At 35.2% G+C, this 12,092-nt stretch carries 12 protein-coding genes; 10 read left to right on the forward strand and 2 right to left on the reverse strand.

Features of this window, described 5'->3' with window-relative positions:
* Nucleotides 1-266: 266 nt before the first annotated feature.
* The 6 genes from ILT06_RS13235 (at nucleotide 267) to ILT06_RS13260 (ending at nucleotide 7,340) form a co-directional block, all read left to right on the forward strand.
* Nucleotides 267-1,394, forward strand: coding sequence for an alkene reductase (locus ILT06_RS13235; protein ID WP_088047022.1), 1,128 nt, complete (start codon nucleotides 267-269; stop codon nucleotides 1,392-1,394).
* A 67-nt stretch (nucleotides 1,395-1,461) separates the two neighbouring features.
* Nucleotides 1,462-3,036, forward strand: coding sequence for an FMN-binding glutamate synthase family protein (locus tag ILT06_RS13240; protein ID WP_064477006.1), 1,575 nt, complete (start codon nucleotides 1,462-1,464; stop codon nucleotides 3,034-3,036).
* Nucleotides 3,037-3,148: 112 nt separating this feature from the next.
* Complete coding sequence (locus ILT06_RS13245) at nucleotides 3,149-3,637, forward strand: CcdC protein domain-containing protein (protein ID WP_064477005.1); 489 nt, start codon at nucleotides 3,149-3,151, stop codon at nucleotides 3,635-3,637.
* Between the two features lie 301 nt (nucleotides 3,638-3,938).
* A complete protein-coding gene (gene putP, locus ILT06_RS13250) occupies nucleotides 3,939-5,417 on the forward strand; it encodes a sodium/proline symporter PutP (protein ID WP_142289322.1) in 1,479 nt (492 codons plus the stop codon).
* Nucleotides 5,418-5,767: 350 nt separating this feature from the next.
* Nucleotides 5,768-6,712 (forward strand): ring-cleaving dioxygenase, encoded by a 945-nt coding sequence (locus tag ILT06_RS13255; protein ID WP_064477003.1) that lies wholly within the window; start codon nucleotides 5,768-5,770, stop codon nucleotides 6,710-6,712.
* 19 nt (nucleotides 6,713-6,731) lie between these two features.
* Nucleotides 6,732-7,340, forward strand: a complete 609-nt coding sequence (locus ILT06_RS13260; protein WP_064477002.1) for an alpha/beta hydrolase — start codon at nucleotides 6,732-6,734, stop codon at nucleotides 7,338-7,340.
* A gap of 44 nt (nucleotides 7,341-7,384) precedes the next feature.
* Here the strand turns inward: ILT06_RS13260 and ILT06_RS13265 are convergent, their stop codons facing one another.
* A complete protein-coding gene (locus tag ILT06_RS13265) occupies nucleotides 7,385-8,917 on the reverse strand; it encodes a BA3702 family sensor histidine kinase (RefSeq protein WP_064477001.1) in 1,533 nt (510 codons plus the stop codon).
* A 235-nt stretch (nucleotides 8,918-9,152) separates the two neighbouring features.
* Between ILT06_RS13265 and ILT06_RS13270 the strand changes: the two genes are divergently transcribed.
* Complete coding sequence (locus ILT06_RS13270; protein WP_001246933.1) at nucleotides 9,153-9,524, forward strand: VOC family protein; 372 nt, start codon at nucleotides 9,153-9,155, stop codon at nucleotides 9,522-9,524.
* Between the two features lie 20 nt (nucleotides 9,525-9,544).
* Here ILT06_RS13270 and ILT06_RS13275 read toward each other — a convergent pair whose 3' ends face one another.
* Complete coding sequence (locus ILT06_RS13275) at nucleotides 9,545-10,384, reverse strand: YitT family protein (RefSeq protein WP_141669153.1); 840 nt, start codon at nucleotides 10,382-10,384, stop codon at nucleotides 9,545-9,547.
* Nucleotides 10,385-10,498: 114 nt separating this feature from the next.
* On the opposite strand from ILT06_RS13275, the gene ILT06_RS13280 reads away from it, so the two are divergent.
* From ILT06_RS13280 to ILT06_RS13290, 3 genes are read left to right on the forward strand one after another with little or no spacing between them, the layout of a single operon-like run.
* Nucleotides 10,499-11,302, forward strand: coding sequence for a protein phosphatase 2C domain-containing protein (locus ILT06_RS13280; RefSeq protein ID WP_088047026.1), 804 nt, complete (start codon nucleotides 10,499-10,501; stop codon nucleotides 11,300-11,302).
* A gap of 15 nt (nucleotides 11,303-11,317) precedes the next feature.
* Entirely contained in the window at nucleotides 11,318-11,770 is a 453-nt protein-coding gene (locus tag ILT06_RS13285; RefSeq protein ID WP_064476998.1) for a peptidoglycan recognition protein family protein, read from the forward strand.
* Between the two features lie 17 nt (nucleotides 11,771-11,787).
* Complete coding sequence (locus ILT06_RS13290; protein ID WP_001983516.1) at nucleotides 11,788-12,039, forward strand: DUF2164 domain-containing protein; 252 nt, start codon at nucleotides 11,788-11,790, stop codon at nucleotides 12,037-12,039.
* Nucleotides 12,040-12,092 lie beyond the last annotated feature (53 nt).

The following is a 12,092-nucleotide window of genomic DNA, read 5'->3' on the forward strand; positions in this document are numbered from 1 at the left end:
AGTAAATAGTTTGAAAAACAATTACCAATATATTCTATAGTAATAAAACTAGAAGAAAAGAAAACATCCACTTAACAAGTATTTTTCTCATCCACTTACTGAATATAAAAATAGACAGTAAGAGTCTTGAATACCAGAACCCTTAAAGTTAAAAAACAGTTAGTTTTATTATGCGAATATTTCTACATAAGAGCGTATAAATTGACGTTACTATCTAAAAGTAAGTATGATGCGATTATAGTAAGAATTTTTTAGGGGGAAGAAAAATGACAAGTTCAAATAATAAAGCAGCAAGTATTTATGAAGGAACAAATATAAACGCTTGGGGATCTTTTGAAAATATTGAAGAAACGAAGTTATTTGACCCGATTCAAATTGGATCTTGGTCTCTTCGTAATCGCATAGCAATGGCACCGATGACGAGATGTTTCGCGAATCATGAAACGGGAGTCGTTGGTACTGATGTAGTCGAGTACTATAGAAAGCGTGCAGCTGATGAAGTTGGATTAATTATTACAGAGGGAATCGTCATTAGCCCAAGAGCAAAAGGGAATCCGGGAGTGCCAGGAATTTATACGCAAGAACAAATCGATTCGTGGAAGCCTGTTACAGAGGCAGTACATAAAGAAGGCGGAACGATTATTGCTCAAATATGGCATGTTGGACGTATGAGTCATCACGAAATAATTGGTGGGCAAATGCCACAAGCACCGTCTGCTATCGCTGCAGAGGGAAATGTTCCACGTTTTCGTAAACCGTTTGATACGCCAGAAGCAATGACGTTAGAAGAAATACAAGAAGTGATCGGTCAATACGCACAAGCCGCGAAAAACGCGATCGAAGCTGGATTTGATGGAGTAGAAATACACGGTGCACACGGATATTTAATCGATCAATTTACTTATGAGTTTGCGAATAAGCGTACTGATAAATACGGCGGAGACTTAAAGGAAAGGTTAACGTTTATGAAAGAAGTAACGGAGGCTGTAATAGAAGCTGTTGGAGCTAATAAAACACTTCTTCGCTTCTCTGCTTTCAAAGGTGATAATCCTACTTATATGTGGGAAAACCCTGAGCTTGCAATTGAAACGTTTGTAACTATGTTCAAAGAAGTTGGATTAACGATGATTCACCCTTCAACGATGAATTATACGGCAGTTATTGCTGACGGAAAAAACTTTCATCAATTAGTAAGAAAATATTGGGATGGTACGATCGTAGGAGTAGGGAATTTAAATCCGAAAGAGGCTGAAGAAGCGTTGCAAGAAGGAACAATTGATGTAGTGGCATTCGGAAGACCTTTAATAGCTAATCCAGATTTTGTTCATCGAATTAAAAATGCTGAAAGTTTAGTTGAATATGATGCGAAAGAGCATCTTGCTACTTTAATTTGAATAAAGATAAAAGGAGAACACATCAGGTGTTCTCCTTTTATTATGGATTTTCATAGGAGGAAGCGGGATGAGTGAAACGCTACTCGTTATTATTAGTGTATTGCTCTTATTGATGTTACTATTAATCATTTTTTTTATTATTACATTTTTTATTAAAAAACGGACGCATCATTCTATATTAAAGTTACATCCATACTTAGGAAGGATGCGTTATTTACTTGAAAAGATAGGGCCGGAATTTAGGCAATATTGGTTTGATCATGATACGGATGGAAAGCCCTTTTCACGTTATGATTTTCAAAGTGTAATGTTTCTAGCAAAATACCGTTCAGAAATACTCGGTTTTGGATCAAAACGAGATTTTGATGCATCTGGATATTATATCGCTAATACATTATTTCCGAAATTAACAGATGAATTAAGTATGAATGTAACGAAAGAACGTGAAGGGAAAAAGTATGTGATTCATAAAGAAGGGTTATTTTCACGAAGAGAAAAATTGACAGCGGATACAACGAATCTTTGGTTATACGAAGAAGACGATGCAATTATCGTCGGTGACAACCGCAAATATCCGTGGAAACTGTATGGCATGTTTGGCGCATCAGCAACTTCTTACGGTGCGATTGGCGAAAATTATATTTTAGCGAGCGGGTTTGGTGCGAAGATGGCTGGCGGATCGTGGATTAATACTGGCGAAGGTGGCGTTATTCCAGAACATTTACATACAGGTGCAAATATCGTTGCGCAAATTGGTCCAGGATTATTTGGATATCGTGACGAGGATGGTAATTTTTCAATGGAGAAATTTATGGAGAAAGCAAAAGAAAGCAATATTAAAGCATTCGAATTGAAATTTGGGCAAGGTGCGAAAATACGTGGTGGTCATCTAGAGGGACAAAAAGTAAATGAGAAAATTGCTTCTGTTCGGAATGTGCGAGAAGGAGAAACGATTAATTCACCGAATCGATTTCCATTTTTAAAGAATGCAGTAGATACACTTTATTTTATTCAACGTTTGCAAGAAAACGGCGGTAAACCAGTTGGGATGAAGATTGTAATTGGACAGCAAGAGCCGTTGGAAGATTTATTCAAATCGATGAAAGAGTTAAACATCTATCCAGATTTCATTACAGTTGATGGTTCAGAAGGTGGATCAGGTGCAACGTATAAATCGATGGCAGATAGTATGGGGATGCCGCTTATTCCAGCGTTACTGACATGTATTGATACAGCGAATCATTATGATGTTCGGGACAAATTCAAAGTTTTTGCCTCGGGGAAATTAATTACACCAGATAAAGTGGCAATTGCTTTAGCTATTGGCGCAGATGCTGTAAATTCAGCCCGCGGTTTTATGATGGCAAGTGGCTGCATAATGGCGCTTCAATGTAATTCTGGGCAATGTCCGTCTGGTGTGGCGACGACGAATCCTCATTATCAAAAAGCGTTAGATCCGTATGAGAAGAAGTGGCGGGTCATGAACTATATAATAAGTATGAGATATAGTTTGTTTTCACTTGCGGCAGCAGCGGGAGTAAAGAGTCCGCGTCATTTAACGAGAGAGCATATTGTGTTTAAAGATGAGATGGGAAGAGTAGTTCCTCTTTCGGAATTGTTTCCTATAGTAAATCAAACCTAAAAGTATATTTAATATGTAAGATTTTTCAGAGGAATAATCATATCGTTTGGAAAAATTAGGAGTATAATAGGGGAGTATTTTTAAAAATGACTATTTTTAGGGAGAGATTCACTTGCAGCAAGGTTCATACAGTATTACAATTTTTTTACTCGTCATAGGGCTCGTTATATTTAGGCGCATGCGTTCTATGAATCGCCCAATTAAAAATAAAGGAAGACGACTACTATTGCCATTATTCTTTTTATTACCAGGTTTTTCTTTATATGCTACACCGATACAACTTGCTGTTTGGCAAATTGGTATAGCTGCTGGAATTGGACTGTTATTATCAATTCCACTTATTATTTTAAGTGGATATGAAATCAGAGAAGATGGTCATATTTATGCAAAAAAAAGTATCGCTTTTATTGCTACATTTTTAGTTATCGTTCTTTTACGTGCTTATTTTAGAAGACATTTGCAAGGTTTAGATCCAAAGTCAATCGGCATTCTTTTTTATACTCTTGCAGTTTGTTATATAGTACCTTGGCGCATTGGTTGCTATATGAAATTTCGTAAAGTATATGTAGAGAAAGAGAAAATTGCAATGCCAATAAGTTAAAAGTCATACATTCGTATGGCTTTTTTCTTTTAAAATTTGTCTGATAAGTGAATGAGAATAAAGTGTGAAAAAAACGGTATTTTATTTTTTTGAATATTATTACTTTAATTTATTTTGAAAGCCAGGTAATCCACTGGGATAAAGGCGTTTATAAAGGTTTTCACATGTAGTGAAAAGGGTTTGTTCACTTGAAAGAACAAAAAATGTTTGTTAAGGTAGGGAACCATAAGCGAAAACAAGAAAATAGAAAAAGTCATTTTTCGAAATTTTGAATGGCTTATGTAACTAAGGGAGAGATTTGGTGAAGATTGAGATTATGGTTTCGCTTGCTATTTATATGGCAGGTATGTTGTATATCGGTTATTGGTCTTATAAGAAGACGTCCGATTTATCAGATTATATGTTAGGCGGAAGGGGACTCGGTCCAGCAGTTACAGCTTTATCAGCTGGTGCTTCTGACATGAGTGGCTGGATGCTAATGGGATTACCTGGTGCGATGTATGCAACAGGATTATCAAGTGTATGGATTGCGATAGGTTTATTAATAGGTGCTTATGCAAACTATTTAATTCTTGCCCCGCGTTTGCGAACGTATACAGAAGTGGCAAATGATTCAATTACGATTCCGGATTTTTTAGAAAATCGGTTTAAAGATCGTACGAAAATACTTCGTTTTGTCTCCGCTATCGTCATTTTAATATTTTTCACATTTTATGCGTCGGCTGGTTTAGTTTCAGGTGGACGTTTGTTTGAAAATTCTTTCAACCTTGATTATAAAATTGGTTTATTTGTAACTGTCGTTGTCGTTGTTGCTTATACACTATTCGGTGGCTTTTTAGCAGTAAGTTGGACCGACTTTGTGCAAGGTTGTATTATGTTTATTGCTCTTGTATTAGTGCCAATTGTAGCTTTTACAGATGTCGGTGGTGTAACAGAAACATTCAATACGATTAACCAAGTTGATGCATCGCATTTAGATATGTTTAAAGGTACTACAATTCTTGGTATTATTTCATTTTTAGCATGGGGTCTTGGGTATTTTGGTCAACCGCATATTATTGTTCGCTTTATGGCAATTACCTCTGTTAAAGATTTAAAAACTTCTCGTAGAATCGGTATCGGTTGGATGACGATTTCAATTATAGGTGCAATGCTTACTGGTCTAATTGGTATTGCTTATTATGCTAAAAATAATGCGACGTTACAAGACCCAGAAATGGTCTTTGTAACATTCTCAAACATTTTATTCCATCCGTACATTACTGGGTTTTTATTATCAGCTATTTTGGCTTCGATTATGAGTAGTATTTCCTCGCAATTACTCGTTATTTCAAGTGCTGTAACGGAAGATTTCTATAAAACATTCTTCCGTCGTAACGCAAGTGACAAAGAACTTGTATTTATCGGTAGACTGTCAGTGTTAGTAGAAGCTATGATTGCAGTTGTTTTAGCGTATCATCCAAGTGATACAATTTTAACACTTGTCGGTTATGCTTGGGCAGGCTTTGGTTCAGCATTCGGACCCGCTATTTTATTAAGTTTATATTGGAAGAGAACGAACAAATGGGGCGTTCTTGCCGGTATGATTGTAGGTGCAGCAGTTGTTATTACTTGGGTGCAAATTCCAAGTTTAAAAGCGACTATGTATGAAATGGTACCTGGATTCTTCTGTAGTTTATTAGCTGTAATTGTTGTAAGTTTATTAACGAAAGAACCAGTGAAAGCAATTCATCGTGAATTTAATGAGATGGAAGCAGTGCTGGAAGAAGAAACGAAATAATTAGCGAATAGAGTAAACGATAACTGACGTTTACTCTATTTTCATTTCAAATGAAAATAAGGAATTATTGACAATAAAAAATAAGTAACTTATAATAAATCTCGAATTCAAGATAATTTAAATTTTAAGTAATGATTTCTTAATGATGTTAGATGGAAAAATTTTTTGGGTAATTATCTCGAATTCGAGATAATTTTAAAAAGATAGAGAATGATATGTAATTTCGTGTATTTTATCTCGAATTCAAGATAAAATCATAACGATGGATTTTACTTTGCAGTATGGACAAAATGAATAATGAATTTTAATGTATAAAAGTTTTTAAAATGAAATAAAAAGGGGCGGAGAAAATGGAAAAGAAAACAATGGGAATTCATCACATTACAGCAATCGTAGGACACCCACAAGAAAATGTAGACTTTTATGCTGGTATATTAGGGTTACGTTTAGTGAAACAAACAGTGAATTTTGATGATCCAGGCACGTACCATCTTTATTTTGGTAATGAAGGAGGAAAGCCTGGAACAATCATTACGTTTTTCCCATGGGCAGGTGCTCGTCAAGGTATTATTGGGGACGGTCAAGTTGGCATTACGTCTTATGTCGTACCAAAAGGTGCAATGGAGTTTTGGGAAAATAGATTAGAAAAATTCGATATTTCGTATACAAAAATGACTCGATTTGGAGAGCAGTATTTAGAATTTGATGATCCACATGGTTTGCATATAGAATTAGTAGAAAGAGAAGAAGGCGTATTAAATAATTGGACTTTTGGAGAAGTTACGCCAGAAGTAGCAATTAAAGGATTTGGCGGTGCTGTTCTTTTATCTGCACAACCTCAAAACACAGCTGAATTGTTAGAGCATGTTATGGGTCTTGAGAAAATGGGAGAAGAAGGTGAATTCGTTCGATTCCGTTCTTCTGCTGATATTGGGAATATTATCGACTTGAGGCTATCGACAATCGGGCGTGGCCAAATGGGTATTGGTACAGTCCATCATATTGCTTGGAGAGCGAGTGATGATGATGATCAACTAGACTGGAAAGAGCATGCGTCTCGTTTTGGATATCACGTAACTCCTGTACAAGATCGAAATTATTTTAACGCAATTTATTTTAGAGAACACGGCGAAATTTTATTTGAAATTGCAACAGACCCTCCTGGTTTCGCTCATGACGAATCGTTAGAGACGATGGGTGAGGAATTAAAGTTACCGGAGCAATATGAACCACATAGAAAACAAATTGAACAAACACTTTTACCATTTGAAGTGAGAAATTTAGACGAAAAGTGATTGAAAGGGGAAGAGGATTATGATGAAACATGTGTTTCAAAAAGGAAAAGATACGTCAAAACCAGTGTTGTTATTACTTCATGGTACAGGTGGTAATGAATTAGATTTATTACCACTTGCAGAAATAATTGATCCGGAAGCATCTGTATTAAGTGTTAGAGGAAATGTATTAGAAAATGGCATGCCACGTTTCTTCCGTAGATTGGCAGAAGGTATTTTTGATGAAGAGGACTTGATTTTCCGTACGAAGGAATTAAACGAGTTTTTAGATGAAGCTGCAAAAACATATGAATTTGATAGAAATAACATTGTAGCTATCGGTTATTCAAATGGAGCAAACATTGCTGCAAGCTTATTATTCCATTACGTTAATGCATTAAAAGGCGCTGTGCTCCATCACCCAATGGTGCCTAGAAGAGGAACACAATTGCCTAATTTAGCAGGGAAATCCGTATTTATTGCTGCTGGGACAAATGACCCAATTTGTTCATCAGCAGAGTCTGAGGAATTGAAGGTAATATTAGAAAATGCAAACGCTACTGTAACAATGCATTGGGAAAATAGAGGACATCAATTAACAATGGGCGAAGTAGAAAAAGCAAAAGAATGGTATGACAAAGCATTTTAAAAAAGAAGTATCTGCTAACAACTAGCAGATGCTTCTTTTATTATTTACGACTGGATTGCAAGGTGAGATGAAGAAAGCGGTAGTTGAATATCAACAATTGTACCTTTATTTAATTCGCTTGAAATGTGTAATTTACCATGATGTTCTTCAATTATTTTGTAACACATCATTAATCCTAGTCCAGTTCCCTTTTCTTTTAAACTATAAAATGGTTCGCCTAAACGAGAGATACGATCTTCTGGGATACCACAACCTTCATCGATAATACGTATTAAGATGAAGGTATCCTCAAATGGCTTTGTTTGGATGTAAATATTTCCGCCATTTGGCATTGCTTCTATCGCATTTTTTAATATATTTATAAAAACTTGTTTTAACTGGTTACCATCACATTGAATATCATGTTTGTAATCAAAATGATCCATAATGATGTGAACACTATGCATAATAGCAGTTGGTAAAATAAATGTAACTACCTCTTCAATTAAAGTTTGTATGTTACAAGTTTGGATAGATAATACTTGTGGTTTAGACATCGCCATAAATTGACTTGTGATAGATTCCATTTGTGAAATTTCACTTAACATAACATCGATATACCATTTCTGCTCTTCATTTATTTCAGGGAGTAGCAATGTTAGAAAACCTTTTAGAGAAGTGAGTGGATTTCGAATTTCATGGGCGATTCCAGCTGTCAGTTGTCCGACTACTGCGAGCTTTTCTGATTTTCGTAATAACTTTTCCGTTTCTTTTAGCTCGGTAACGTCTCTTCCCATGACGATAAGACCTTTTCGCGAGCCGTCAGGATGATAAAGTGGAACTTTCGATATACTTAAGATTAGGTCGAAATCATCTCTATGTATAATAAATTCCTCACCATGAAGAATTTGTCTTTGTTGCCATGCTAGTTCGTCGACTTCTTCACAATGTAAAAAAGCTTCTCGGTACGCTTCATTATATTGAATGAGTTCACTATCTTTTTTTCCGTGGTAAGGTACATGATGGAAATTAAAGCAAGAAAGTGCGTAGTCATTTGCCTCAAGCCAGCGCCCCTCATGATCCTTAAATATAACAAACGCAGGCATGGAGTTCACTAATGTACGTAACCTCTTCTCACTTTCTTTTAGCATATTCTCAATTCTTTCTGATTTCTCAAGAGGTTTCATAATGGCATATACGCCAGTTAGACGATTTTGGACAAAAATAGGAACTAGTTTTGTCACGACGTCTAATAAGAATCCATTTTTATGATAAATAGATAAAATATACTCTTGTTGATTATCTGCTCCAGTATTCTTTATATTTTGTAATACTTGCTCAGAAATATGAGCTTCTAAAATAGAGGTAATATTTTTCTGTTCTAATTCTAAAGAATTGTAACCTAATATTTTTTCGGCAGAAGGATTTATATGTAGAATAACTCCCTCTAAATTTAATGAAATAATACTATCAGGATTGTGTTTGAACAGAGATGCGTACATTTCTGTTAATGAACGATCTTGTATATGGTTTCGCAAACGTCTAGAAATGTTCGGATGACGTTTTCTTTGAGTTGATGAATATTTTTTACGACTCATAATAGTTCCTCCGTACAAATAGCATCTAAAAAGATTTGTCTATCCATAACTATAATATAGATGTAATGTGTATTTCTATAAAAAATGGAAGTTATATAATAAATTTTGTTTTCTTTATTTTGGAAAAGTGAGTGTAAGGTCGTAATAAGGGGAGCTTATATTGTTTTATAAATCTTTTGTAAGTTACAGGAGTAGGTTTTCTTTATAACATTAGGGTAGAAGAGAGGGAGAGAAAATGAGAAATTATATTCAAGGTATCGATCATGTGCAAGTAGCTGCGCCTGTAGGGTGTGAAGAAGCAGCACGAGAGTTTTACGGTAATAAAATTGGTATGGAGGAAATACCGAAGCCAGAGGAATTAAAGAAGCGTGGTGGGTGCTGGTTTAAGTGTGGAAATCAAGAGATTCATATCGGAGTTGAGCAAAACTTCAACCCAGCTAAAAAGGCGCATCCAGCTTTTTATGTTTTAAAAATTGATGAATTTAAACAAGAGTTAATAAAGCAAGGTATTGAAGTAATAGATGATCATGCACGGCCAGATGTAATTAGATTTTATGTGTCAGATCCGTTCGGAAATCGAATTGAATTTATGGAAAATAAAAACTAGGTGGAAATCCACCTAGTTTTTTAACTTTTTCTAAACAAACCTAATACTTCAACAGTTTCGGTAATGTTAACGAATGCATGAGGGTCAATTTCGGAAATTGTTAATTTCATACTTGCTAATTCTTCACGAGAAACGACTGTCATAAGTACACGTTTTTTTTCGCTGGAATAAGCACCTTCGCCATCAAGTAATGTAATTCCACGTACAACAGTTGAAAGAAGTTGTTTTTTCATTTTTTCTGCTTCATTTGTTACAATCATAAGTGTAACCTTTCGATGTTTCGTATGAATAGCATCGATCACTTTACCAGTTACATAAATTGAAAGTAAGCTTGTAAGAGCAACATCCCAAGTGAAGAAGAATCCTGCAATTATTACAACGACTGCATTTAAAATAATAAGGAATCCACCAAGTTTAATATCTCTTTTACGAGACAATAGCATACCGATAATATCAAATCCACCAGTTGAGCCATTACAGTTAAAAACAAGACCGATACCAGCCCCAGCAATGACACCACCAAAGATAGATGATAAAAGTGGATCTGTTGCTACGACTTTCACTGGAACATAGTATAATGCAACAGATAATACAATAACAGAGATAATCGTGTTAAAAATCACTTTTTTTCCAAGACCTATGTATCCTAGAATAAGGATAGGTAAGTTTAATACAAAGTTAATAATACCTGTGTTTACAGGCGTTACAATCCCTAAAATAATAGCAATTCCGCCAATTCCACTACTTAAAATTTTGTGGGGGATAAGGAAAAGATTAAATGCAATCGCAATAATAATAGAACCGATAATAACACCAAGAAATCTGACCATCTCTTTCCCGTCCTTCACTAAAAAATTCATATTATTTCAAGATTATATATGATATTGAAAGTTTTGGGTAAAAACAGTTTATTTCGGAAAATTAGATTAATCAAAAGAATTCGAGTATTTTATCATTTGGAAGGGGATACAGATATGAAGGTAAAAACGTATCAACAGAAAAGCCCGTTGAAGCAAGAATGTGAGGATTCTTATTTTTGTAATGAAGAAAAAAAGATGTATGGTGTATGTGATGGTGCAACACCGCTCGTCCCGTTTCGTGATGAAAAGGGACATAATGGAGCATACATCGCTTCGCATTTATTTGCAAGTTATTTTGCTTCATTACGTGAAAATCATAGTTTGCAAGTTGCTGTTGCAAAAGCAAATGAAGCATTGCAAAGGAAAATGTTAGAGTATGAAGTAGATACGAGAAAGAAAGAGCATTTGTGGTGTACATGTATTGCGGCAGTTCAAATAGATGGTGAGAAAATTGAATACGCACAGTTAGGGGACTGTATGATTGTCGCAATACTTCAAAATGGGACGATGCAAGTATTAACGCAAGACACGGTTGAAGGAATTAGTAAACGAGCAAAAAAGAAGAGGGAAGAAGACCGTAATAAAGGGTTAACTGTACCAGAAGAACATGTTTTTCAAGATGTGCGAGAACAGTTAAAATATAATCGTTATCTTGCAAATATGCAGGGCGGGTACTCCGTTGCGAATGGAATGAAAGAAGCGATACATTATTTACAACATGGTGAACTACATATAGATGAAGTGAGCGGGATTTTTCTTTGTTCAGACGGATTATTCCACCCAGATTGGCCACTTGAACAAACTGTTGCATATATAAGAAAGAATAGTATAAATGAATATGTAGCAATTATTGAAGAGCTAGAAGAGGAAAAGAGAATAAGGCCAGACGATAAAACAATTATGATCATTGATTTTTAAGGGGAGGATGTTCGAATGGAAATTAAATGTGTTAATTTAACATTTCAAGATGAATTAGTTCCTTTAGAGAAAGTTAATAAACTGATTATCCACCATACATCCGAAGATGGATGGGATGTGTATAAAACACATGAATTTCATCAAAAAGTAAGAGGGTGGAGCGGGATCGGTTACAATTATTTTATTGAAGAAGATGGAACTGTAGTCGAAGGGCGAGGTTTACATATTGGAGCACATGCGAAAGATAATAATAGGGATACAATTGGAATATGTATGACGGGTAATTTTGACAAATATGATCCAACTACCGCACAAATAAATGCATTATATTTTTTATGTAAAATGTTTATGAAGCAGTTTGCTATAAAGAAAGAAAATATACTCGGTCATAGGGAGCTAGAAGGCGTTACAAAAAGTTGTCCTGGAAAGCGTTTTTCTATGGTAGAGTTAAGAAACGTACTATCTTAAATATAGAGGAGTCATAAATGATGATGAATATAAAAATACCAAATGATAAAAAAGAAGAGCTTGTGGCACAAATCCAGCAATTTTTCGTTGAAGAAGATTTAGATGAAATTGGACGTTTCCAAGCAGAGCGATTAATAGAAGAAATGATTAAATTAGTAGGACCATTTGCATACAATCAAGCAATTGGAGATGCTAGAAAGCTTGTAACAGAGAAACTATCTAATATTGAAGAAGATTTGTATGTGTTAGAGAAGAGTGAAGGGAAGTAAAAAGAGCCGTTTTGGCCGTATTCCATCAATTATAAAATAAGTATTATGCCACG

The sequence above is a fragment of the Bacillus sp. 17RED48 genome (assembly GCF_019837545.1).
GTDB classification, from domain to species: domain Bacteria; phylum Bacillota; class Bacilli; order Bacillales; family Bacillaceae_G; genus Bacillus_A; species Bacillus_A wiedmannii.